This is a genomic window from Pseudomonas sp. RA_105y_Pfl2_P56, assembly GCF_963970845.1.
Lineage (GTDB): Bacteria > Pseudomonadota > Gammaproteobacteria > Pseudomonadales > Pseudomonadaceae > Aquipseudomonas > Aquipseudomonas baetica_A.
In genome coordinates this window covers 171,036-194,713 of the sequence record NZ_CAXAPL010000001.1, presented here as the reverse complement: position 1 = coordinate 194,713, position 23,678 = coordinate 171,036, and the positions used below count along the sequence as shown (strand labels likewise).

General features: G+C 57.9%; 26 protein-coding genes, 1 tRNA gene and 1 pseudogene. 21 read left to right on the top strand and 7 right to left on the bottom strand.

The annotated features are described in order from the left end of the window. Positions 1-13: 13 nt before the first annotated feature. Positions 14-1,084 (top strand): AI-2E family transporter, encoded by a 1,071-nt coding sequence (locus AACY11_RS00920; RefSeq protein ID WP_339430750.1) that lies wholly within the window; start codon positions 14-16, stop codon positions 1,082-1,084. Positions 1,085-1,223: 139 nt separating this feature from the next. On the opposite strand, the gene AACY11_RS00915 is transcribed toward AACY11_RS00920, so the two are convergent. Then, on the bottom strand, positions 1,224-1,697 hold the full coding sequence (locus tag AACY11_RS00915; RefSeq protein ID WP_339493640.1) for a peroxiredoxin: 474 nt from the start codon (positions 1,695-1,697) through the stop codon (positions 1,224-1,226). A gap of 10 nt (positions 1,698-1,707) precedes the next feature. Beyond that, a complete protein-coding gene (locus AACY11_RS00910; protein WP_016984694.1) occupies positions 1,708-2,268 on the bottom strand; it encodes a glycine cleavage system protein R in 561 nt (186 codons plus the stop codon). Positions 2,269-2,607: 339 nt separating this feature from the next. On the opposite strand from AACY11_RS00910, the gene dapA reads away from it, so the two are divergent. The 6 genes from dapA (at position 2,608) to AACY11_RS00880 (ending at position 7,092) form a co-directional block, all read left to right on the top strand. Further along, positions 2,608-3,486 (top strand): 4-hydroxy-tetrahydrodipicolinate synthase, encoded by an 879-nt coding sequence (gene dapA, locus AACY11_RS00905; RefSeq protein WP_339430751.1) that lies wholly within the window; start codon positions 2,608-2,610, stop codon positions 3,484-3,486. 17 nt (positions 3,487-3,503) lie between these two features. Next, positions 3,504-4,619: an outer membrane protein assembly factor BamC gene (bamC, locus tag AACY11_RS00900; RefSeq protein ID WP_339464863.1), complete on the top strand. Its 1,116-nt coding sequence runs from the start codon at positions 3,504-3,506 to the stop codon at positions 4,617-4,619. Between the two features lie 4 nt (positions 4,620-4,623). After that, a complete protein-coding gene (locus AACY11_RS00895; RefSeq protein WP_339493638.1) occupies positions 4,624-5,385 on the top strand; it encodes an MBL fold metallo-hydrolase in 762 nt (253 codons plus the stop codon). Between the two features lie 28 nt (positions 5,386-5,413). Beyond that, complete coding sequence (gene purC, locus AACY11_RS00890) at positions 5,414-6,127, top strand: phosphoribosylaminoimidazolesuccinocarboxamide synthase (RefSeq protein ID WP_122608857.1); 714 nt, start codon at positions 5,414-5,416, stop codon at positions 6,125-6,127. An 84-nt stretch (positions 6,128-6,211) separates the two neighbouring features. Then, positions 6,212-6,301 (top strand) — tRNA-Ser (locus tag AACY11_RS00885). Between the two features lie 245 nt (positions 6,302-6,546). Then, on the top strand, positions 6,547-7,092 hold the full coding sequence (locus tag AACY11_RS00880) for a YfbU family protein (protein ID WP_339464864.1): 546 nt from the start codon (positions 6,547-6,549) through the stop codon (positions 7,090-7,092). A 41-nt stretch (positions 7,093-7,133) separates the two neighbouring features. Here the strand turns inward: AACY11_RS00880 and AACY11_RS00875 are convergent, their stop codons facing one another. Next, a complete protein-coding gene (locus AACY11_RS00875; protein ID WP_445261971.1) occupies positions 7,134-7,619 on the bottom strand; it encodes a tyrosine-type recombinase/integrase in 486 nt (161 codons plus the stop codon). 5 nt (positions 7,620-7,624) lie between these two features. Here AACY11_RS00875 and AACY11_RS00870 point away from each other — a divergent pair, with 5 nt between their 5' ends. The 7 genes and pseudogenes from AACY11_RS00870 (at position 7,625) to gmtX (ending at position 12,874) form a co-directional block, all read left to right on the top strand. Continuing rightward, positions 7,625-8,677 (top strand): phage late control D family protein, encoded by a 1,053-nt coding sequence (locus tag AACY11_RS00870; RefSeq protein WP_339493637.1) that lies wholly within the window; start codon positions 7,625-7,627, stop codon positions 8,675-8,677. 13 nt (positions 8,678-8,690) lie between these two features. Continuing rightward, positions 8,691-9,149, top strand: a pseudogene (locus AACY11_RS00865) (glycoside hydrolase family 19 protein); the annotation flags it as partial. A gap of 38 nt (positions 9,150-9,187) precedes the next feature. Next, positions 9,188-9,730 (top strand): lysis protein, encoded by a 543-nt coding sequence (locus AACY11_RS00860; protein WP_339493636.1) that lies wholly within the window; start codon positions 9,188-9,190, stop codon positions 9,728-9,730. Between the two features lie 608 nt (positions 9,731-10,338). After that, complete coding sequence (darA, locus tag AACY11_RS00855; protein ID WP_339434329.1) at positions 10,339-11,280, top strand: 2-hexyl, 5-propylresorcinol biosynthesis aromatase DarA; 942 nt, start codon at positions 10,339-10,341, stop codon at positions 11,278-11,280. A 7-nt stretch (positions 11,281-11,287) separates the two neighbouring features. Next, the gene (gene darB / locus AACY11_RS00850; protein ID WP_339434328.1) at positions 11,288-12,439 is read left to right on the top strand and encodes a beta-ketoacyl synthase DarB; all 1,152 of its coding nucleotides are present in this window, start codon (positions 11,288-11,290) and stop codon (positions 12,437-12,439) included. An 86-nt stretch (positions 12,440-12,525) separates the two neighbouring features. Continuing rightward, complete coding sequence (locus tag AACY11_RS00845) at positions 12,526-12,648, top strand: hypothetical protein (protein WP_339434327.1); 123 nt, start codon at positions 12,526-12,528, stop codon at positions 12,646-12,648. Continuing rightward, positions 12,602-12,874 carry a gamma-mobile-trio protein GmtX gene (gene gmtX, locus AACY11_RS00840; protein ID WP_339464866.1) on the top strand — a complete coding sequence of 91 codons (273 nt, stop codon included), beginning with the start codon at positions 12,602-12,604 and terminating at the stop codon, positions 12,872-12,874. The genes AACY11_RS00845 and gmtX overlap by 47 nt, the downstream gene beginning before the upstream one ends. A 302-nt stretch (positions 12,875-13,176) precedes the next feature. Here gmtX and AACY11_RS00835 read toward each other — a convergent pair whose 3' ends face one another. After that, positions 13,177-13,383 (bottom strand): hypothetical protein, encoded by a 207-nt coding sequence (locus tag AACY11_RS00835; RefSeq protein WP_339431019.1) that lies wholly within the window; start codon positions 13,381-13,383, stop codon positions 13,177-13,179. A gap of 151 nt (positions 13,384-13,534) precedes the next feature. Then, positions 13,535-13,726, bottom strand: a complete 192-nt coding sequence (locus AACY11_RS00830) for a YegP family protein (protein WP_221729401.1) — start codon at positions 13,724-13,726, stop codon at positions 13,535-13,537. A 341-nt stretch (positions 13,727-14,067) separates the two neighbouring features. On the opposite strand from AACY11_RS00830, the gene AACY11_RS00825 reads away from it, so the two are divergent. The 3 genes from AACY11_RS00825 to AACY11_RS00815 all read left to right on the top strand — a co-directional run bounded on the left by AACY11_RS00825 (position 14,068) and on the right by AACY11_RS00815 (position 16,711). Further along, entirely contained in the window at positions 14,068-14,988 is a 921-nt protein-coding gene (locus AACY11_RS00825; protein WP_221729396.1) for a LysR family transcriptional regulator, read from the top strand. A 95-nt stretch (positions 14,989-15,083) separates the two neighbouring features. Further along, on the top strand, positions 15,084-16,292 hold the full coding sequence (locus tag AACY11_RS00820; protein WP_339431021.1) for a low temperature requirement protein A: 1,209 nt from the start codon (positions 15,084-15,086) through the stop codon (positions 16,290-16,292). A 53-nt stretch (positions 16,293-16,345) separates the two neighbouring features. Next, positions 16,346-16,711 (top strand): 5-carboxymethyl-2-hydroxymuconate Delta-isomerase, encoded by a 366-nt coding sequence (locus AACY11_RS00815; RefSeq protein ID WP_339431022.1) that lies wholly within the window; start codon positions 16,346-16,348, stop codon positions 16,709-16,711. A gap of 3 nt (positions 16,712-16,714) precedes the next feature. On the opposite strand, the gene AACY11_RS00810 is transcribed toward AACY11_RS00815, so the two are convergent. Beyond that, a complete protein-coding gene (locus AACY11_RS00810; RefSeq protein WP_339431023.1) occupies positions 16,715-17,650 on the bottom strand; it encodes a LysR family transcriptional regulator in 936 nt (311 codons plus the stop codon). A 197-nt stretch (positions 17,651-17,847) separates the two neighbouring features. Continuing rightward, positions 17,848-19,032: a cyanate transporter gene (locus AACY11_RS00805; RefSeq protein WP_339493724.1), complete on the bottom strand. Its 1,185-nt coding sequence runs from the start codon at positions 19,030-19,032 to the stop codon at positions 17,848-17,850. 343 nt (positions 19,033-19,375) lie between these two features. Here AACY11_RS00805 and AACY11_RS00800 point away from each other — a divergent pair, with 343 nt between their 5' ends. The 4 genes from AACY11_RS00800 to AACY11_RS00785 all read left to right on the top strand — a co-directional run bounded on the left by AACY11_RS00800 (position 19,376) and on the right by AACY11_RS00785 (position 23,650). Then, positions 19,376-21,025 carry a phosphoethanolamine transferase gene (locus AACY11_RS00800; RefSeq protein ID WP_339431024.1) on the top strand — a complete coding sequence of 550 codons (1,650 nt, stop codon included), beginning with the start codon at positions 19,376-19,378 and terminating at the stop codon, positions 21,023-21,025. Positions 21,026-21,188: 163 nt separating this feature from the next. Further along, entirely contained in the window at positions 21,189-22,322 is a 1,134-nt protein-coding gene (gene rnd, locus AACY11_RS00795; RefSeq protein WP_221729391.1) for a ribonuclease D, read from the top strand. Beyond that, entirely contained in the window at positions 22,319-22,612 is a 294-nt protein-coding gene (locus AACY11_RS00790; protein WP_339431025.1) for a YcgL domain-containing protein, read from the top strand. Before rnd ends, AACY11_RS00790 begins: the two co-directional genes overlap by 4 nt. 105 nt (positions 22,613-22,717) lie before the next feature. Then, a complete protein-coding gene (locus AACY11_RS00785; protein ID WP_339431026.1) occupies positions 22,718-23,650 on the top strand; it encodes a D-2-hydroxyacid dehydrogenase in 933 nt (310 codons plus the stop codon). Positions 23,651-23,678: the final 28 nt, after the last annotated feature.

The window sequence follows — 23,678 nt, the reverse complement described above, 5'->3', positions numbered from 1 at the left end:
CTAAGGATTATTGATGTTCAAAGTGTTACGCGACTGGATTCAGCGCTACTTCTCCGACGAAGAGGCTGTGGTGTTGGCGGTGCTGCTGGTGCTGGCCTTTACTGCGGTGCTCACCCTCGGCGGCATGCTTGCGCCTGTATTGGCGGGGATGGTGCTGGCGTATCTGATGCAGGGCCTGGTGGTCACGCTGGAGCGTCTGCGCATGCCGGGCGGTGCTGCGGTGGCGTTGGTGTTTGCGCTGTTCATGGGCGTCTTGATGCTCTTCATCGTCGTGGTGTTGCCGCTGCTGTGGCATCAGTTGATCACGCTGTTCAACGAGCTGCCGGGCATGCTTGCCAAATGGCAATCGCTGCTTTTGTTGCTGCCGGAGCGCTATCCGCATCTGGTGTCCGACGAGCAAGTGTTGCAGGCCATCGAAGTGGCGCGCGGCGAGATTGGCAAATTCGGCCAGTTGGCGCTGACGTTCTCGCTGTCGAGTTTGCCACTGTTGGTGAACATCATGATCTACCTGGTCTTGGTGCCGATCCTGGTGTTCTTCTTTCTCAAGGATCGGGCAATGATCGGCGAGTGGGTACGCGGCTATCTGCCCCGCGAACGGGCGCTGATCACCCGTGTCACGCAGGAGATGAACCGCCAGATCGCCAATTACATTCGCGGCAAAGTCATCGAGATTGTGATTTGCGGCGGCGTGACCTACATCGCTTTTGTCGCGCTGGGCCTCAACTATGCGGCGCTGCTGGCCTTGCTGGTCGGGGTTTCGGTGGTGGTGCCGTATGTCGGAGCGGTGGTGGTGACGGTGCCCGTGCTGCTGATTGCGTTGTTCCAGTGGGGCTGGAGCGATCAGTTCATCTATTTGATGGCTGCTTACGGGATCATCCAGACACTGGACGGCAATGTGCTGGTGCCGTTGCTGTTTTCCGAGGCGGTCAATCTGCACCCGGTGGCAATCATTTGCGCGGTGCTTTTGTTTGGCGGGTTGTGGGGGTTTTGGGGCGTGTTCTTTGCGATTCCCCTGGCGACGCTGTTCAAGGCAGTGCTGGATGCGTGGCCACGCAAGGAGCCGGCGGTGGCGCCATTGCTTTAGTGGCTGATCCGTATTGTTCGGTGCGGCTCAAGGCCCATTCGCGAGCAAGCCCGCTCCCACACTGGATCTGTGAATGCCACAGTTCCTATGTGGGAGCGGGCTTGCTCGCAAAGGCGTCAGTGAAAACGACGCAACAATATCAGGCCTTGTTCAGATTCTGGGCAGCAACCAGCACCGCATCCACATGGCCCGGTACTTTCACGCCGCGCCATTCCTGACGCAGTACACCGTCCTTGTCAATGAGGAACGTGCTGCGATCAACGCCCAGGTATTCCTTACCGTACAGCTTCTTCAGCTTGATCACGTCGAACAGTTGGCAGACGGCTTCGTCCTTGTCGCTGATCAGCTCGAACGGAAATTCCTGCTTGCACTTGAAGTTCTCGTGGGACTTCAGGCTGTCGCGGGAAATGCCGAAGATTTCCGTGTTGGCAGCCTTGAATGCCGCGTACTGATCTCGAAAGCCCTGGCCTTCGGTGGTGCAGCCCGGGGTGCTGTCCTTCGGATAGAAGTAGATCACCACTTGCTTGCCCTTCAGGGCAGAGAGGCTGACGGTTTGCCCGCTGGTGGCAGGTGCTTCGAAATCCGCTACCGGTTGGTCGATGACAACGGCCATGAAAGCTTCCTTACATTGGGTTTTGTGGGCGCCAAGGCTCGATCAGCGCGTCGAGGTTCATCGCGTCGGCGAAGTCCAGGAACTGGTCACGCAGCCAACTGATCTGGGTGCCGGCCGGCAGGGTTACGGTGAATGTCGCGTTGAGCATGGTGCCGCCCGTCTGTGGCGCCTGATACGTGTCGCACGTCAGGTTTTCCAGTTCGACGTTGTGATCCATGAAGAACTGGCACAACTCATTGATGATGTCCGGGCGATACGCCGAGCTGACGTAAGCCACATACGGCAGTGCCTGCGGGCGATTTTCCAGCGCCGCGCTACGCACCACGTTGACGGTGAAAGCGTGCTTCTTGGCGAGGCCCGACAGGCTGCCTTCCAGACGCGCGAGGGCGTCCCAACTGCCAGAGATCTCAAGGATCAGCGCGCTGCACTCGCCGTGGCGGGTCAGGCGTGAAGTAACCACGGCGCAGCGATTTTCATGGCTGGCGCGGCACAGGACGTTAGTCAGCTCCATGGGGTTGGCGCCGAGGGCACTGATGACAAGGAATTGTTCGCGAACTGTGGGGGTGGACATGCAGCATTCCTAAAGCGATGAGCGGTCGGTAGGTTTACGGTCGTTGGCCGTCGGGAATTGCCTGTGTGCCCATTCAGGCTGTCCGTTCAAAAAGCCCCGGCAAAGCACTCGCGGCTCGCTCCACTATAGCGGGAGCGCGTCGATGCGACGCAGGAACGGGGTTTGGGAGGCCGAAAAGGGAGGCTGTAACCCGGCGTACAAGCTGATCTGTACCGATCAAAGTCTGAAGGGTAGCGAAAAGCGGCGCCAAGGGGAATGGCGGCAGCGCAGTACTTCGCTTGTGCAAGCATCTTGGCGCCAGTACCATTACCGCTCTCTTTTTCCGGCAGGAGCGGTTTCATGATTGCGGGCAGTATGGTGGCACTGGTCACTCCCATGGATGCACAAGGGCGTCTGGACTGGGACAGCCTCAGCAAACTCGTGGACTTCCACCTCAAGAACGGCACCCATGCCATTGTCGCGGTCGGTACTACCGGCGAGTCGGCAACCCTTGATGTAGAAGAACACATCGCCGTGATCAAAGCCGTGGTCAAACAGGTTGCCGGCCGCATTCCGGTCATCGCCGGTACCGGCGCCAACTCGACCCGTGAAGCCGTCGAACTGACCCGCAACGCCAAAGCCGCCGGCGCCGATGCCTGCCTGCTGGTCGTCCCGTATTACAACAAGCCGACTCAGGAAGGTCTGTACCAGCACTTCAAGCACATCGCTGAAGCGGTCGACATCCCGCAGATTCTCTACAACGTGCCTGGCCGCACGTCTTGCGACATGCAGGCCGAGACCGTGATTCGCCTGTCCACCGTGCCTAACATCATCGGCATCAAGGAAGCCACCGGCGACCTGACGCGTGCCAAAGCGATCATTGATGGCGTGAGCAAGGACTTCATCGTGCTGTCGGGCGATGATCCGACCGCGGTCGAGCTGATCCTGCTGGGTGGCAAAGGCAATATCTCTGTTACCGCCAATGTCGCTCCACGCGAAATGGCGGATCTGTGCGAGGCCGCGCTCAAAGGCGACGCCGATACCGCACGGGCCATCAACGAAAAACTGATGCCTCTGCACAAAGACCTGTTCATCGAAGCCAACCCGATTCCGGTGAAGTGGGCTTTGGTTGAAATGGGCCTGATGCACGAAGGCATCCGCCTGCCGCTGACGTGGCTGAGCGCACCTTGTCATGAAACGCTTCGCACGGCCCTGCGCCAGTGCAGCGTCCTGGTTTAATTGAGGAAGTACAACGCATGAAGCGAATGGCCGGACTTTCCGCACTTGCCTTGATTATCTCCAGCACCAGCGGCTGCGGATGGGTCTGGGGGCCGGAAGGTTATTTCCGCGACCGTGGTAGCGATTACCTGCAAGCGCAACAGACTGCACCGATGCAACTGCCATCGGATGTCAGCACCTCCAAACGTCTGGATCCGCTGCTGCCGATCCCGCGCAACGTCGCTGACGATACCGCCAAGGGTGAGTACGTTGTTCCGCGTCCTCAGCCGTTGTCGGCCATCGCCGATGCCAGTGATTACTCGCTGCAGAAAAGCGGCGATTCGCGTTGGGTCATGGGGCAGCATCCACCGGCCGAAGTCTGGCCAGTGGCCGTGCAGTTCTTCGAGGACAACGGTTTCCGTCTGGATGAACAGCGCCCGCAAACGGGCGAATTCACCACCACCTGGCAGCACTCCGATGAACTGTCCGCTGCCATGGCCAAGCGCCTGAGCGCAGCGGGCGTCGGCGCCGACAGCGAAACCCGCGTCCGTGTGCGTGTCGAGCCGGGTGTGCAGCGCAATACCAGTGAAATCTATGTGGTCAGTGCCGAGCGGCCTGCCGGCAGTACTGCAGACGTAGCCTTCACCAATCGTTCGGTCAACACTGGCCTGGACGCAGCGCTGGTCGACGACATGCTCGCGAGCATGAGCCGTACTGCCGAAAAGGGCGGTTCGGTGTCGATGCTCGCTTCGCGTGATTTCGATACGCCAAGCCGCGTCAGCCTCAGCGAAGATGGCAGCGGTAACCCGGTGTTGAACGTCGGTACCGATCTGAACCGTGCATGGGCCAGCGTTGGCCGTGCGCTGGAGCAGGGCGAATGGCGTGTTGAAGACATCAACCGCAGCCTGGGCCTGTACTACATTAACCTGGCCGAAAAAGCCGAGAAGAAAGACGACAAGCCTGGTTTCTTCAGCAGCCTGTTCGGCAGTGCGCCGAGCAAGGAAGAAATTGAAGCCCGTGCCGAGCGTTATCAGGTTCGCCTGAGCAAGGTTGGCGAGAACATCCAGGTCACCGTCGAGAAAAACATCAACACCGTCGCACCGGCTGACGTAGCGCGCAAAGTGTTGAGCGTGATTCAGGACAATCTGGGCTGATCACATGCGTTTTGCCGTTCTCGGCAGCGGTAGCCAAGGGAACGGCACGCTGATCGCCAGTGCTGATACGTATGTGCTGGTGGATTGTGGTTTTTCCCTGCGGGAAACCGAAAAACGCCTGTTGCGCCTGGGTGTGAACCCGGCGCAACTGAGCGCGATACTCGTAACCCACGAACATGCCGACCACGTGCATGGCGTGGGTTTGCTGTCTCGGCGCTACAATCTACCGGTCTACCTCAGTCGCGGCACACTGCGCGGGATGCGCAAACCGATTGAACCCGCAGGCTTTCTGGCCGGCGGCGAGCAACTGCAGATCGGTGCACTGAACATCAAGGTCATTGCCGTGGCCCATGATGCGCAGGAACCGACCCAGTATGTCTTCAGTGATCACGAGCAGCGGCGCTTCGGCCTGCTGACCGACCTGGGTTCCTACTGCGAGCGGGTGCTTGACGGTTATCGGGATCTCGATGCGTTGATGATCGAGTCCAATCATTGCCGCGATATGCTGGCTCGTGGTCACTACCCGTACTTTCTCAAGCAACGGGTGGGCGGCGAGCTGGGACATTTGAACAACCACCAGGCGGCATTCCTGGTGTCCGAGTTGGGCTGGCAGGGTTTGCAACACCTGGTTCTGGCCCATCTGAGCAGCAAGAACAATTTGCCGCAGCTGGCCCGGCAATGTTTTGTCGACACCCTCGGGTGCGACCCGGACTGGCTGCAACTGGCCGATCAAGATTCAGGGCTCGACTGGCGCCACATCGCCTAGCCCACCTACTTAGCAAGCGGAGCCCATCATGGAAAAACGTGAAGAACTCTACCGCGGCAAAGCCAAATCGGTTTACAAGACCGACGACGCTGACCGCTTGATCCTGCTGTTTCGCAACGACACCTCGGCGTTCGACGGCAAGCGTATCGAGCAGCTCGACCGCAAAGGCATGGTGAACAACAAGTTCAACGCCTTCATCATGCAAAAGCTCGAAGCGGCCGGCGTACCGACCCAATTCGACAAACTGCTGGGCGACAACGAATGCCTGGTGAAGAAGCTCGACATGATCCCGGTCGAGTGCGTCGTGCGTAACTACGCCGCCGGTAGCCTGGTCAAGCGCTTGGGCGTCGAAGAGGGCCTGAAGCTCAACCCTTACACCTTCGAGCTGTTCCTGAAGGACGACGCCAAGGGCGACCCGTTCATCAACGAATCCCACGTTGTCGCATTCGGCTGGGGCACCGCCGAGCAACTGGTTCGCATGAAAGAACTGTCGCTCAAGGTCAACGAAGTGCTGACCAAGCTGTTTGACGACGCCGGCCTGCTGCTGGTCGACTTCAAGCTTGAATTCGGCGTGTTCAGCGACGGCTCCATCGTCCTGGGTGACGAGTTCAGCCCGGACGGCTGCCGTCTGTGGGACAAGGACACCAAGAAGAAGATGGACAAAGACCGCTTCCGCCAAGGCCTCGGTGACGTCATCGAAGCCTACGAAGAAGTCGCCAATCGTCTGGGCGTACCGCTTTAATCGACGCAAGCATCTGATAGCACGGAAAAAATTTCGCTTGGGGGGTTCGCAACCAGCGAAAGTGTTGTTATGATGCGCGCCGTTGGAGAGATGCCAGAGTGGCCGAATGGGACGGATTCGAAATCCGTTGTACCTTCACCGGTACCTAGGGTTCGAATCCCTATCTCTCCGCCATTATTGAACAAGACGAAGCCCCCGTAATCATTGATGATTACGGGGGCTTTTTCGTTTCAGGTCGATTGTTTAGGGCATATTTAGGGCATTTATTCTGTCTCACGGACCTGCCTAGGCCGTTCTATGCTGTACTAATTTCCCCATCTGAGATTTCTCCCTCTCAGTTTCGTCTAGCATGATGGCGGGCTGGCATCGTTGTGCCGGACTCGGACGTTTTTCACTGGACTGAAATCCGGAGAAAGGAAATGCCAACCGTAATCGAAAAACTGACCATCGCAATGCTCTGCGATCTTCATAAGAAGCTTGGGGTTGAAAGCCGGTACGACTTAGACTTGGTAACTCAAGCAGTCGGCGAAGATGATTTGTGGATTTTGAGGTGGGCATATAACGATTTCAATGAAATCGATAATCCTGAAGAAGTAGTTTTTGTAGGTGATGTTTTCGACATGTTCTCTTTTATTGGGAGGGGATATGCTGCGCTCTCACAAGATGACAAGACGAGGGTAGATCAATCGAGTGACCACGTAGCCGCCTGGCTTACCTTCTCTGGATATGATGGTAACAACGAAAGCCGGTACCGGGGCATCGCTCACACTTTGGTGAATCGTTTGAATCGCTTCACTGAGTTCAAAGATGTTGCGAACAACAACTCTCATTGCCCTATGGTTAACACCTATGCGCGTATGTATGCCGCATTTGAGCTGATTCGAAAAAACGTGATCATGCGTGAAATGACGGCAGATGAAATCATTCAAGTAGTCAGCGAGGCCGTTCATCCAGACAATCGCTAACCGCCGTCTTCCCTGCTTGGGGAGGTATTCCTCCCCAGGTATTAGTTTTCGCGAAACCCCAGCATTTTCGACACGATACCGGCTATGCTCTTGGTGTCCTTAGGTATCCATCTACCGTAATGCTTTCTCACCATTGTTGTGTCGGCGTGCCCTAGCTGTCTGGCCACCCATTCGACGGGCACATAGCTCGATAGCATCTGGCTGGCGAACGTGTGGCGGCACTGGTTGGCGCCTCGATGGCGCACTTCTGCCTTTTTCAGATGAGCTGTGAACCAATTGCTCAGGGTTTTGCCGCTCCACAACGACCCGCTGGTAGAGCTGCGGAAAAGAAACCTGACTTTCATCTTCTTTGACGTGATGTTGTCGCGCTGGATAACGGTGATCTCTTCGACTGGTGATTCCCTGGCCGCAGCAACGATGTCTCGCATCAGTTCCAGTGCAGGGTCTATCAGCTCGGCGAGCCGTTGCGTTACGCGTAACGGTGCATTCTTCTCTGACCCGCCTTGTGCTGGCTTTTTTTTGGGCAAAATCCATGACCCCGATGTTTCGAATCGTCGCCGATGGTGCCGACGTCACGGCCAAGATCAACGATCGGCTGTTGTTGCTGCGCACCTCGGACAAGCCCGGCATGGAGTCCGACGAGTTTGAGTTGCGTATTGATGACCGGGATGGACAAGTGCAGTTGCCTCGGCGGGGCAGTTCGATCGAGGTCTATTTAGGCTATGCCGAAACCGCTTTAGCCCGCATGGGACGTTACACGGTGGACACCGTCGAAGTGTCGGGGCCGCCGGATACGATCGTGATCAAAGGCAAGGCCAGCGACATGCGTGGCAGCGGCAAGATCATCCGTAGCGGAAGCTGGAAGGACGTGCCGCTGTGGAAGATCGTGGCCGACATTGCCGCGCGCAATGGCTGGCAGCCGGTGTGCCCGGTGTCGACCAAAGTGGCGCGAGTGGATCAACTCAACGAGTCCGATTTTAATTTCATCACCCGGCTGGCCAAGCAATACGACTGCACGGCCAAGGTGGCCGATGGCAAGCTGTTGGTGATGCCACGTCAAGGCGGACAGTCCGCAAGCGGCAAAGCGTTCGGCGCGGTCACGCTGACACGCAGCGACCTCAGCCGCTGGCAATTCAGTCTCGGCGATCGCAGCTCGCACAAGGCGGTTGCGACCAAGCACCAAGACAAGAAAGACGGAAAGCTGGCCATCGTCACCATCGACAACGACGACGCGCCGGATGGCCTGCCGGCGGTGCATACCGACCGGCATATCTACCCGAATAAGACCGCTGCCCAAGCGGCCGCGAAAGCGCGTCTGGCGGCGTTCAACCGCTCGACCGCCGACGTGCGTTTTGAGATGCCTGGGCGCACGGACATTTTTGCCGAGCGGCCCATTCTCGCCCAGGGCTTCAAGGTCGGGCTTGATGGCGAGTACCTGGCGGATTCGGTCGAGCAGGTGTTTACCCAATCAGGCTGGTCGACCACGGTTGAGTGCAATGCTGGCAAGCAAGGCAAATCCAAGCCCAAGGGAAAGAAAAAGACGGACAACAAGCCGCTCAAGGTCGTGAGCGTCGAGAAGCTGTAGCGCATCCCAATGCCGCCAAGCGGGCGTTTTTGTATCCGCCCTAAACACAGCCATGGCGCATCGGCAGATCAACACGCCGAAACGCCAAGCCGCGTTTCTGGCTCAACTCGGTCATGAGTCGGGTCAACTGCAGTACGTGCGGGAACTGGGTGGCGATCAGTACCTGAGCAAATACGACACCGGCAACCTGGCTGCGAAACTGGGCAACACCCCGGCTGCGGACGGTGATGGCCAGCGCTATCGCGGTCGCGGGCTGATCCAGGTTACTGGCCATGACAATTACCTGCGCTGCAGCTTGGTGCTGTTCGGCGACGAGCGATTGCTCCGCACCCCTGAGCTGCTGGAGTTGCCGCAGTGGGCTGCCGAGTCGGCCGCGTGGTTCTGGTCGGTGAATGGGCTGAACGCGCTGGCCGATCAAAATGAATTCAATACGATCACCCGCAGGATCAATGGAGGTCTCAATGGCCTGTAGGAGCGGCTGGAGTTGTTGGGGCGGGCGAGGGCGGTGTTATGCGTCTCGGCGAACTGATCCCGGCACCGTATCGGCTGGTGGCCAAAGGCTTGGTGCTGGGCGTCATGGCCGGTGGTTCTGTGGCCATTACCTGGCAAGTACAGGATTGGCGCTACGGCAAACAGCTCGCAGAGCAGGCCCGCCTCCACACCGAAGCCCTCAACCAACTGAACCAGGCCCCAGCCGCGCAACAGCGTGCCGAACAGGACAAACGCCTCGCGCTCGAGCAGCGCCTGGCAACCAGTGAACAGACCCATTATCGAGCCTTGAGCGATGTCCAACGTGATCAAGGTCGCCTGCGCGACCGCCTTGCCACTGCTGATCTGCGCCTGTCAGTCCTACTCGACGCCACTACCGGCGCCGGCAGCGGATCGGTGTCAGCCACGCCCGCCACCGGCGGCGTGGTTCATGGCCCCACAAGAGCCGAACTTGACCCAGCGCATGCTCAACGAATTATCGGCGTCACCGATGACGGCGACCGGGGGCTGATTGCCCTCGCGGCGTGTCAGGCATACGCCAAAGAAGTCTCAACACTGAAGTGAAAAAGAGCGGCTGATCCGGATGCGTCAACATCCGGTCCAGCCGCCGTCCCTATCCAGTTCAAAGATCGGCTGCTGTCGATTTAACAGAAATTTCGGTTACGCAAAATCCGGGACACCTGCAGAACATGGGAGTTACACCACGTCCTGGCCCAACAGCGCCATCGTGTATTCGCGCCACTGAATCGAGGGCACGCGATAAAATTCGCCGCACTTATTTGACAGGCCACAATAAGTATCTAGAGTTCGTCTGTGAAGAACTGGAAGGAATCCAGTCTGCCCGAGCTAGAATCAGGAGTTGCATGATGTACAAGATCACGGATGAGCCGCAGTTGAACCGCGCAAAAGCCTACCAGAACAATCCCGCCCACTCGTATATCGACTTTCGCCAGACAGCCTCCGCGGCTATCTGCAAGTTGGCGTCCCTCTTCTATTGCGTACGCCACTAGCGACGTACTGCATTCGCTCGTCCCGAATAAAAATTAGACGTTAAAAACTTGGTGTGCCATTACCCCAACAAGCTATCCGGGGTGGAGCATCACGCTCTACAGAACTGCCACTCGAATCTCTGGCGTGTTTGTGTAGTTGAAAAGCAAAAGGTCCCTGCACTTATGAAACATGTTCTTGTGATTCGTTATTCGCAAAGCGGTCAGTTGAGCGAAGTGGTCGAAAGTCTAATTTCGCCTCTACGTTCGACACAGGAGGTTAAGGTACATGAAGTGGTACTCAAGCCCCGGGTTGCCTATCCGTTTCCTTGGCCTGTGGGCAAATTTTTCGACGTGTTTCCCGAGACCGTGCAGCTCAGCCCGCCGGCCATCGAACCGGTGTATACGAATCACACTCAGCCCTTCGACTTGGTGATCCTAGCGTATCAGGTCTGGTATCTGTCGCCATCACCGCTGATCACCGCATTTCTCAAGAGCGCGGAAGGCAAGCGTCTGCTGGCCGGGCGCCCGGTGGTCACGGTGATCGCCTGCCGCAACATGTGGCTGATGGCCCAGGAGGCGGTCAAGCGTCTACTGGATGAGGCCGGCGCGCAGTTGCGCGACAACGTGGTGCTAACCGACCGGGCCAATACCTTCGCCACACTGATTACCACACCGCGCTGGATGTTCACCGGCAACCGCGAGTCATTCCTCGGCCTGCCCAAGGCCGGGATTAGCGCCCAGGATGTCCAAGGCGCTGCACGTTTCGGGCGGGCATTGAATGCCGCCCTGTATGCCAATAAAGAGAAAGCCGAAGGGCCGATGCTGGCTGGACTGGGGGCGGCGACCGTCAATCCTGGGCTGATACTCAGCGAGCGAGCGGCTTATAGAGGCTTCAAGTTCTGGTCGGGAATAATTTGCCGTTTCGGCAAGTATGGACAATGGCTACGGCGACTCTTGCTGTGCTTATTCATCGTCTATCTATTGTTGGTCATCATGACCGTCCTGCCTATTTCACTTGTGTTACGCCGCTTGCTTCATCCATTTATCCGGACGCGCCTCAATGAGTTGCAGCGTTATTACGAACAGCCGTCCGGTTCGCAACTAAATTTTGAATCTAAAGAGTGAAATAATCATGAGTAATTCGTTTGTCTATATTACGAAAACATCCACGTATATGCCGGGAGAGGCGGTCGATAACGATACGATGGAGAACATTCTCGGGTATGTGGGCGGGCGACCTTCACGGTCTCGGCAGGTGGTGTTGCGTAATAACGGAATCAAGCAACGCTATTATGTGCTGGATCCGGAAACTGGTGTTCCCCGTTTCACTAACGCGCAAATAACCGCCGAGGCGATCAAGGGCCTGGTGGGCGACGATTTTGCCCTGGACTCCATGGAATGCCTGTCCACCGGCACCACCTTGCCGGACCAACTGATGCCCAACCATGGCGTGATGGTGCATGGCGAGCTGGGCAACAAACCTTGTGAGGTGGTGTCCACCGCCGGCATCTGCCTGGCTGGCCTCACCGCGCTGAAATATGCCTACCTGTCGGTGCTTGCGGGAGCCAGCCGCAAGGCAGTGGCCACAGCTTCGGAGGTGGTTTCGCCGGTGCTGCATGCGCGCAATTTCGATGCGGAAAACGAGGCGCTGGTGGCGCAGATGGCGGCCCGCCCAGAAATCGCCTTCGATAAAGACTTCCTGCGCTGGATGCTATCCGACGGGGCCGGGGCCTTCCTGCTCGAGAACCAACCACGGGCCGGCAGCCTGTCGTTACGTATCGACTGGATAGACATCTTTTCCTACGCCAACGAATTACCAACCTGCATGTACGCGGGCGCGGAAAAGGCCGAGGACGACAGCTTGACCGGCTGGATGCGGCTGCCCTCTGAGCAATGGGCATCGCGCTCGATTTTCGCAATCAAGCAGGACGTGCGGCTCCTGAACGAGAACGTGGTGAAGTACACCCTCGGCAAGCCGCTCAAGGAGGTGATGATCAAGTACAACCTGTCGCCCGAGGCCATCGACTGGTTCCTGCCGCACATGTCATCGGAATACTTCCGCAAACCGATTGTCGAGTGCATGGAAAACACCGAATTGGCGATTCCCCAAGAGCGCTGGTTCACCAACCTGTCTCATCGTGGCAACACCGGCTCGGCGTCGATCTACATCATGATCCACGAGCTGCTTGAGTCCGGACGCCTGCACAAAGGGCAGCGCGTGCTGTGTTTCGTCCCGGAAAGCGGGCGCTTCTCCGGTGGTTTCATGCATCTGACGGCGGTCTGATACGCCTCACCATGGCGCAAGAGCCCAGTGGTCGGCACGGGCCGGCCACTGTTTCGTGGTACGCATCCAACCGCAAGGGAATGAACATGGAAACGTTCGAACAACATGTGAAAAAAGTGGTGGCGACCGAGCTGGACGTCAACCAAGCAGACCTCACAAATTATGCCCACGCCTCACAATGCCCTGTCCGCGCAACTGCCTCATTCTGAGCGCGAAGCCTTACACAAGGCCATATCGCCGAACTACTTGAAAGATCGCGGCCTGCGGGAAGGCAGCTATGGCGAAATCGTCAACGAGCGCGGTCGGACAGTGTTCGAGGTGGGCTTTACCCGTGCGATTCGCAAAGGCTGGCTGGTGATCGCCCATCTCAAGGCAGGCACTGCGCGACAACTAGGACTGGCCCCATCCTCTGTAATTCCAGAAATCGGGAGCTGACGTGGAACAGTGCGTTGCCCTGAGCCGTAGATGAATGGGGCGAATCCGATGGTTTTTTCTTCTGGGGTTTCGGTCATTTTGCGTCTCCGTACATAGAGACGTGTGATGAGAGAAGGCTTGTATCGCGGTGCAGGCGAAGCGGGCTTAACAGGTTACTTGTTTGTATCGTTCAACTCCCTCGATTCCGGAGCTGCCGCATTCTGCCCGCGAGTTACTTCACCGAACATGGAAAGGCCTCACAGGATCAAACCTGTGGGGCCTTTTCATTTTTGCAGGAGCTACCGCTCCCCGCACTCAGCCACTCACGACAGCGAGTGCCCTAGCTCCTGTTTGATCAGCTCATAAACTTCCTTGTGCGTTGAGTTATGCAGCGTGTTGTCCTGGCATGCCGAAGCCAGGAAGGTTTTGACTTCTTCTTTGGCGTGCGGGTAGAGGCTGGCGACGTAGTCGGCCTCATGTTCTTGGGTGCAGTTGAAGTACTTGTCGTCTTTCGCTTTGTCTCTAGCCATTGTGCGGCTCCTTTTGGGTTCAAATGATGTGGAGAAACAGGGCCGGATGGCCCCATACGTCACTGAGCGTAGGGACGTAAAGACGGCCCGCCAGTCGTTCGAACAAAAAAGGAAAAGGTTGTAGGACGCAGTCGCTCATTCACTCTCGCGGTTAAATCTCCTTCACCGGCGTCTCCCCTGTTGCTCCTTTGATCAACTCGATTACATGCAAACAATCGGCCTTGTTCACATAAGACTCACCACTGGCGATGGTTTCGTGATTGCCTGCGCGCAGCCTCCAGCGCCATTGCCCTTTGCCAGTGCTCGGGGTGCCTTTGGATTGTCTGTAAATCTCGAAATACATTCAGTTCGCTCCATGCGATTTATTTGTGCGACAGCCTTTTTGACGCATGGTCGCAAGCCTAGCGCAGACGGGTTTTTTGGCTATCGGACATTTGTTTCCAATCGTTCGCGGATGTTTCTGAAGGGGGCATGTTTAGTACGTTGAGAATGGTCACTTGGCGAAGAGCTGCAATGTGTATTTGAACGACGTTCCCGTGCACGACATACGGGACTGAACGGTGACGCACAGGTCATGGGCTGAGGGTGAAAACACAGAAGGTCCAGTGAGGTCGGCAAAGGTTGATGGACGCCGAGCCCCAGGCCTTTCTACACTGCCCGTATTCCGGGGAGCGGGGGCAGTGAATGAATCGCAATGAACTACGCAAGGCCGACATCAACCTGATGGTGGTCTTCGAAACCTTGATGCTCGAGCGCAACGTGACCCGTGCGGCGGAGAAGCTGTTTCTCGGTCAGCCGACCATCAGTTCGGCGCTCAACCGTTTGCGCACGATGCTCAACGATCCGTTGTTCATTCGTGTCGGGCACCGCATGGAGCCGACGGCCCGTGCTGAAGATATCTTTCGTCACCTCAAACCGGCGCTGGATTCGTTGTCAGTGGCATTGAGCCTGACCCGTGATTTCGATCCTGCGGTCAGTACCATGACGTTCCGCATCGGCCTGTCTGATGACGTCGAGTTCGGCCTGTTGCCGCCGGCGTTGCGTGCTTTGCGTCAGGAAGCACCGAACGTGGTGTTCGTGGTGCAACACGTCGACTATTGGCGAATCCCCGATCTGCTGGCCGCCGGCGATATCACGGTCGGTATCAGTCAGACCCGTGGCCTGCCGGCCAACGCCAAACGCAAACTGCTGCGGCACATTCAACCGAGCATCCTGCGTGCCGACGCCTGCGATACGCCGCTGACCCTCGATGAATATTGCGCACGTCCCCACGTCCTGGTGTCCCACACCGCCAACGTCAGTGGTTTCGCCGACGAGTGGCTGGCAGAGCTTGGCCGTACCCGTCAGGTGGTGCTGTCGGTGCCGCAATACAGCGCGCTGCCGGCACTGTTGGCCGGCACGGACCTTATTGCCAGCCTGCCGGATTACGCCGCCGCCGCCATGGCCACCTCCGGGTTGCTGTTCAAGGAACCGTTCCCGTTCAAGACGCCGACACTCGACCTGTCGATGGTCTGGCTCAGCCACGTCGACAGCGACCCGGCAGAGCGCTGGTTGCGTTCGCGGCTCGAAGCCTTGATGAGCGAGCGCCCCCCGACACCGCTCTAAAACGCGCGACACGACCCTGACGGGCGTTGTTCAACTTGCCGGGAGGAAGTCTGCCTGCTTTGCTGTGACGTATGAATCCGGCGGAGAACTGTGCCATGAGCATCACCCGTACGTTGCTGCGTGGGCGCGGCAGTCTCGACAGTGGCAAGGTTGGCATGGTCGAGCTGTTTTTCGATCTGGTGTTCGTGTTCGCCGTAACCCAGTTGTCGCATTCCCTGCTCGCCCATTTGTCGATTCTCGGCGCGGTGCAGGTAGCGTTGTTGATGGTCGCGGTGTGGTGGGTGTGGATCTTCACGTCCTGGATCACCAATTGGCTCGACCCGGAAAAACTGCCGATCCGCCTCGGGTTGTTTGGCCTGATGATTGCCGGTTTGTTGCTCTCATCGGCCATTCCCAAGGCATTCACCGAACGCGGTTTGATGTTCGCCGCAGCGTTTGTGTTCATGCAGGTCGGGCGCACGCTGTTTGCCATTTGGGCGGTGCGCGGCGAATCGCTGAGCATGACCCGCAACTTTCAGCGCATCCTCGTCTGGCTGATGCTGTCCGGGGTTTTCTGGATGGCCGGGGCGTTTGTCGAGGCAGAGCAACGCCTGTGGTGCTGGTCGGCGGCTTTGTTGATCGAGCTGATTTCGCCGTCGCTATATTTCTGGGTGCCGGGCCTTGGGCGTTCGTCGCTGAGCGACTGGAACGTCGAAGGCAATCACATGGCCGAGCGCTGTGGCTTGTTTGTGATCATTGCCCTGGGTGAGTCGTTGCTGGTGACCGGTGCGACGTTTGCCGAATTACCGCTGAGTGCGGGCGGATTGCTCGCCTTTCTCGTCTCGGTGCTGGGCAGTATCGCCATGTGGTGGGTGTATTTCGACAGCGGCGCCGAACGCGCGCACCATCGCATCGCTCATTCCACTGATCCTGGGCGCCAGGCGCGGATCGCTTACACCTATCTGCATGTGCTGATCGTTGCCGGGGTGATCGTCAGTGCCGTGGCCGATGAGCTGGTGCTGGTGCACCCGGATCACGCCAGCGACGCCGGTATCCTCGCGATCATTGCCGGACCGTGGTTGTTTCTGCTCGGCAATGCGCTGTTCAAATGGGTCATGGCCGACCGGTTGCTGCCCCCTTTGTCGCATCTGGCCGGGCTGGTTCTGCTGATGCTGTCCTTCCCATTGGCGTTGAATCACTGGTTTTCAGCGTTGCAACTGGGCGCGCTGACCACGACGATCGTGATCGTGGTCGCTGCCTGGGAAACCTTGGCGCTACGTCAGACATCGTCACCCGTGGTGTCAGAAAAAGCCTCAAGGGAGTAGGGCGCAGCTGTGTTATATGTACGGCCTTTCTGCCGCCCGACTGGAGTACCCCGATGCCACACCTGCACATGGAATACACCGCCAACCTGCCGCAACTGAACGCTGACGTCGCTTTGATCCGGCTCAACAACACCTTGGTGGGTTCCGGTCAGTTCGCGGCGGAGTTCGATATCAAGAGCCGTGCGGTGAAAGTGGAAACCTTCAAGGTTGGCACCGCCATGGGCGAGCGTGCTTTCGTGCATGTGAAGCTGGCCCTGCTCAGCGGCCGTTCGCCGGAGATCAAGAAACAGCTTTCGCAAAGCCTGCTGACGGTGTTGCAAGAACTTTGCGAATGGCCTGCCGACATTGAGGTGCAGTTGTGCGTTGAACTGCTCGATATCGACCGTGATTCCTACAGTAAAACCGCTATTGGCATGTAAGCGTCAGGCCGCTTCCAGCTCACTGCACACCTGGATTATCTGCTCGCGGAGCCAGACGTTGGCGCTGTCCTGATCGACGTTCTGGCTCCACTGCATGTCGAGCGTGAACCCCGGCAAGCCGTTGGGCGCCTCGCAGTGGTTAAACACGGCTTCGTTGGTCAGTAAACGCTGAATACGCCGGGGCAGAGTGAGGATGAAGTCGGTGCCGGTGATCAATTTCAACGCAGCACTGTAGCTGTTCGAGCGCGCCACAATCTGGCGTTTCTGTGCCTGTCGCGCGAGCCAGCCGTCGACCATGTTGGTGGTGGAGGTCCAGGGTGTGGGGAACACATGCCGGCGTTCGGTGAAGGCCTGCAAGCTCAGGCGCGGTTCCAGTGGTGTGGCGCGCTTGTCGAAGACGCAGACCAAATCATCTTCCAGCAGCATCCGAGACTTCAGGTCAGCGTGGTTGCGGTGGAAGTTGGGGCCGAAGCTGATCACAAGATCGAGGCTGCCGTCGCGCAGCTCATCCGCTGGCACATCGGTTTCAAACTTGTGCATGTTGACCATCACCGGCAAATCATTGAAGTCGAAGCGTTTCAATAAACGCGGCAGGATCAGTTGTTCGAAGTATTCCGGGGCACAGATGTTGAAGGTGACCGCTTGCTGGGTTGGATCGAACACCGGGGCGCCGGCGTGGCACAGATTGATGCTCTCGAGAATCTTCTGTACATGGCCGTACATGGTGCAGGCCTTGTAGGTCGGACGCATGCCGGTGCGTGTGTTGATGAACAGTTCGTCTTCGAAACTGGTGCGCAGTTTTTTCAGGCAATAACTGACGGTGGACTGGCTGACAAACAGTGTTTCCGATACATCGGTGACGCTGTTCTGCTCATACACGGCGATAAACACCATGAGATCCTGCATGTCGAGCTTTCGAAGCAAGTTACTGTTCAGCATCCGTTCTATCTCGCTGTGCTCCTTGCGCTGAATCCGCGCAAACGTGTGCGAACGATCCTAGCGGAACGATGGTGCCAGGAGAAAGCCCTGTAGGATATTTCGCGGACAGTTGTGGGACAGAAAGTTTTAGCAACACGACGTCGCCCGACAAAGCGCTAAAACATGGCCAGAAGCCTTCAGTTACTGCGGGTTTGCGGTCAGCGGACATGTCGTTGGTAATGCCGGGGATCGAAACGCAACACCATCAGCAGCATGACGACCATCATGGCCGTCAGCGCCCCCCAGGCCCATTCGAAGCTGCCCAGTTGATCGCGGACCATCCCGGCCAGTAATGGTGAGAGGCCGGCAATCAGATAACCAATGCCTTGCACGAAGGCGGTGAGGCCGCCGGCGCGCTTCGGGTTGTCGAGGTGGTCGAGGGCGACGATCAGGCTCATCGGAAACAACCCGCCGATGCCCAGGCCCAACAGGCACGGCCACAGCAGGCTGAGGTGTTGCGGGCTGAGGATCAGCCCGCAGAAGCCGGCGATGATCAGGCCGAGCAGTGCCATCAGTACCCCGCGCCGATCACGGCTGCGATTGGCGATAGCCGGGACTATGAGTCCGGAAATGACCTCCATGGCGGTCAGAAAACCTAACAACAGCCCTGCGTTTTGTTCGCTCCAGCCTTTTTCCACGTAGTACGGCGCCAGCCAAGCGAGCACACAGGTGTAGGACGCTGTTCCCAGACCGAAGAAGATTGCGAGTAACCAGGCGCGAGCATTGGAGAAAAACGCTTCTTTCCTCGCCGCCCCCGTCAGGGTGTTTGGCAGTGACCTGCGTTGCGACCACCAGAACACTAACGCCAGCAGCGCCAGCGCCGCCCAAATGGCCAAGCCCAGGCGCCAGCTACCGGTTTGTACCCTCACCAGTGGCGCGAATGAGGCCGCAATCGCCGCGCCGCCCATGATCGAGGTGACATACAAGCCCATGCACAGCGCCACGTTGTCGGCGAAGCGCGATTTGATCAGCGCCGGCATCAACGCCTGAATCAACGCGATGCCGATGCCCGCCAACATGGCGCTGACAATCAGTTCGCCAGCCGAGTCGATAAACAGCCGTGACAGCGTCGCCAGAGCAATGATCAGCAGCGACAACAGCACCGTACGCTGTTCACCCAGGCGCTGACTGATACCGATGCCGAAAAACATCGCCAAGCCCATGGCCGTCACCGGCAACATGGTCAGCAACGATGCAAGGCTGAAACTCAACGGGATGTCGCCGCGAATCGCCGAAAGCAGTGGCCCGACGGCTGCCATCGATGGTCGCAGATTGAGAGCGACCAGAATGATCGCGAGCATTAGCCCGACGGCGGGGCGGGAGGTGGTGCGGATGTGTTCCATCGTCAGGCCTTTGATATCAGGGCTGAGGATTAGGCGCGTGGCCACTCGGTGCGGGCAAACCAGAAAATCCGCTGCTGTATTTAAATATTCGATAACCGCGAATCCCCCTCCGTGGGCGCGGGCATGCTCGCTTGCACAGGGATGGGGGGCAGGCCAAAAACTGGAGCAAGCCTGAAGCACTCTCAAATATTTTTCGGATTTCGACTTATTACCAAGCCCTAACTAATCGTTGGCGACTTTTTCACGAAAAATTGATGGATGCCTGTCTACAGTTTTGCAGGCCTTGGTTAATGAATTTTTCACAACTAACCGGGGCTCTTCTTTTCAGGAATAACCCACCACTATGTTGAAGTTGAATTCCGTGCGCCCGGAGTGGGTGACGTTGATTGCCAGTGCCTTTCTGTTGATCGGTTTCAATTTTGTGCTCTGGCAGCACCTGGTCGAGATCACTGCCGCAGATGGCAACGGCGTTGCCATGCGCGTGGCTTTTGGCGTGATGATCCTTGCCGCGTTCAACATCGTGCTGACCTTTCTCGCCTTTCGTCCGCTGCTCAAGCCGATTCTGACACTGATGTTCTTGATCAGTGCCGGTGTGGCTTATTTCATGAGTCAGTATGGCGTCATGATTGATGCGGGCATGCTTCGTAACTTCGCCGAAACCAATGCCACGGAAGTTCGTGATCTGCTGTCGTTGAAGTTGTTTGCTTACTTGTTGTTTCTTGGTGTGTTGCCTTCTTGGTTGTTGTGGAAAGTGCCGGTCAACTATCGTCGCTGGCATCGCGAGTTGTTCAGCAAAGTTGTTGTCAGTTTTGTATCGGCTGCCGTGATCGGTGGGGTTGCACTGGCCAACTATCAGGGGTTGTCCTCGCTGTTTCGCAATCATCATGAATTGCACTTGATGCTGGTGCCGAGCAACTACATCGGCGCGACGGCCGGTTACCTGCGTGAACAGGTGGCGTCGGCGCATCAGCCGTTCGTCAAGATCGGCGAGGACGCCCAACGCAATCCGGACTTGAAAGTACAGCCACGCAAATCCCTGACCGTGCTGGTCGTGGGGGAAAGTGCCCGGGCGCAGAACTTCGGCATCCTGGGTTATAACCGTGACACCACGCCAAAACTGGACAAGGAAGCGGGGCTGATCGCGTTCACCGACGTACATTCCTGCGGCACTGAAACGGCGGTCTCGGTGCCGTGCATGTTTTCCAACATGGACCGCAAGGATTACGACGCCAGCAAGGCCAAGAACGAAGAGGGCCTGCTCGACGTGCTCAAGCGTGCCGGTATCGATGTGATCTGGCGCGATAACCAGTCTGGCTGCAAAGGCACTTGCGATCGGGTCACGCTGCAGGATGTCAGCAACCTCAAAGACCCGGCGCTGTGCGCCAACAGCGAGTGCCGTGATGAAATCCTGCTGCAAGGTCTGCAAGGCTTTATCGACCATCTGGACAAGGACACTGTGTTGGTCCTGCATCAGATGGGCAGTCATGGCCCGGAATACTTCAAGCGCTATCCGAAGGAATACGAACACTTCACACCCGTCTGTGAAAGTAACGCGCTGAACAATTGCAGCCGAGAAAGTATCGTCAATGGTTACGACAACACGCTGGTTTACACCGACCATGTGTTGTCGAGCCTGATCGATGTACTGCGCGCCAATCAGGACAAGGTTGATACCGCCATGTTGTACCTGTCGGATCACGGCGAGTCGTTGGGCGAATACAATTTGTTCCTGCACGGTACGCCTTACATGCTGGCGCCGGAGCAACAGAAACATGTGGCGATGCTGGCGTGGTTCTCTGACAGTTATCAGAAGGCTTATTCGGTCGATACTCACTGCCTGCAAATGAACCGAGACAAACCGTTGAGTCAGGACAACCTGTTTCACTCGATGCTCGGCTTGCTTGAAGTACGCAGCAAGGTTTATCAGCCGGGCCTGGACATGTTTGCCGGTTGCCGTGGCGCAGGGATTGATGGCGTGTTGGCCAAGGACTGAGCAGTTTCGGGCCCGTTGTCCTGATACGACGGGCCTGCCTGTTTGCCCTATCAGACTATTCTTGCTGTTTGGCAGGACATTTCGTTACAGCTCTTGTCCTTCGCAGGCGCGTAAATCGCCAGTGGCGATATATACTGCGCGCCATTCTTCAAGGGAGAGCCGTGTGGCCATCGATATTCACTGGATTCGCGACAACGAAAGCCTCGCGCAATTTTGCGCCGAGTGGCAGCAACTGCCTTTCGTGGCCCTCGACACCGAATTCATGCGGGTCGACACCTTCTACCCGATTGCCGGCCTGTTGCAGGTGGGTGACGGCAAGCGCGCCTACCTGATTGACCCGTTGACCATCAACGCCTGGCAACCTCTGGCCGCGTTACTGGAAAATCCGGCGGTACTCAAGGTTCTGCACGCGTGCAGCGAAGACCTCGAAGTCCTGTTGCGCCTGACCGGCAGCATGCCGGCGCCGCTGTTCGATACCCAACTGGCCGCTGCTTACTTGAACCTCGGTTTCTCGATGGGCTACTCGCGGCTCGTGCAGGCCGTGCTCGGCATCGAACTGCCCAAAGGCGAAACCCGCTCCGATTGGTTGCAGCGACCGTTGTCCGAGACACAAATCAGCTATGCCGCCGAAGATGCCGTGCATCTGGCGGAGGTATTCGTACAGCTGCGTCCGAAACTGTCTGACGACAAATTCAACTGGGTTCTGGAGGACGGCGCCGAGCTGGTTGCCAACCTGCGTCGGGAAACCGACCCATACGAGGTGTATCGCGAGGCCAAACTGGCGTGGAAACTGTCCCGCGCACAACTGGCCGTGCTGCGTGAACTGTGTGCCTGGCGCGAGCGCGAAGCCCGCGCCCGAGACCTGCCGCGCAACCGCGTTGTGCGTGAGCATTCGCTGTGGCCGCTGGCCCGTACGCAACCGGACTCTTTGAGTGCGCTGGGCAAGATCGAAGACATGCACCCGCGTACCGTGCGTCAGGACGGCGAATTTCTACTTGATCTGATCAAGCGCTCTGGCAGTGTGGGCCCCGATCAATGGCCGCCTGCGGTGCCGGAACCGTTGCCGATCGAAGCGGCTACGTTGATCAAGCAATTGCGCGCGCTCGGTCAGGCCGAAGCCGAACGGCTGAACATCGCGCCAGAACTGATGCTGCGCAAGAAAACCCTCGAAGCACTGCTCAAGAGCGGTTTCCCCGAGGGTCCTTACCAATTACCTGAGTCGCTGCGTGGCTGGCGCCGCGAACTCATGGGTCAGAAGCTGCTCGACAGCCTGGCCACCGCCGGAGAACAGCCTTGAAACGTATTTGTTCCATTTACCAAAGCTCCAAGCGCAGCGGCATGTACCTTTATGTGCTCAAAAGCGATGCACTTGAACAAGTGCCCGAAGCGCTGATGCTGGCCTTCGGCAAAGCCAGACATGCTTTCGATCTGGTGCTGTCGCCCGAGCGAAAACTGGCCAGTGAAGACATCGTTGTGGTCCTGGAAAACCTCGAAAAGCAGGGCTATCACCTGCAAATGCCGCCGGCTGAGGATGAGTACATCGAACATTTGCCTGAAGAGTTGCTGCGACGCAACGACCCGATCTGATTGGCGGGGCCCTGTTCTGGGCCTCTGGTAACCCTGGAACTGTTTTTACCGCGATGACCGCCCGAAATACGGCGGTTGTCTGCACGGTTTGCGAAAGGTTTGAAGATGCGCGTTCTGATTGCTGAACACGACCACGCGATATACGCCCGGCTGCTGCGTCAGGCAGCGCCGGAGCTCGAAGTACTGACCAGCGGCGACTCCGCTGAACTGGCTCGTCAGGCCACCGATTGTCCGGTTTGGCTGGGGCAGCCGGATCTGCTGGCGACCCTGTTGCGTCAGGGCCATCAACCCCAATGGCTGCAATCGACCTGGGCCGGTATCACGCCACTGCTGGCTGATGGCTTGCGCCGTGATTACCGCCTGACCCGCGCGGTGGGGATTTTTGGTCAGGTGATGGCCGAATACGTACTGACTTACATGCTCGGCCACGAACGCGAAGTGTTGGCACGTCTGGTCAGCCAGGTCGAGCGCAAGTGGGACAACCGCACGGGCCAGAGTCTGGTCGGACGCAAGGTGCTGATCGTCGGCACCGGCGACATCGGCCTGAGCGTGGCGCAGTTCCTGCGGCCGTTTGGCGTCGAGTTGTACGGTATTGCCAGCAGCGCCCGAGAGCAGGCACCGTTTGTCGAAGTGGGCTCGATGGCCGATTTGCCACGTCTGGTGGGCGAAGTGGATTACGTGGTCAACCTGTTGCCCAACACCGAACACACCCACGATGTCTACGACGCGGCGCTGTTCAAGCAATTCAAATCGACCGGGTTGTTCATCAATGCCGGGCGCGGTGTCGCGGTGGTCGATGCGGATCTGGTGGAGGCCCTGAAGGAAGGGCATCTGGCGGGCGCGGTGATCGACGTCTGCCGGCAGGAGCCGTTGCCGCAACGTCATCCATTCTGGACGGCGTGGGGCTTGTTGCTGACCGGCCACAGCTCGGCGCCGACGTCACCTGCGTTGATGGTGCAGTTGTTTGTCGACAACCTGCGGGCGTATCAGGCCGGTGAGGCGTTGCGCGGGGAAGTGGATTTCAGCCGCGGTTATTGAGTTTTCCCGATCCAATAGTGGGAGCGGG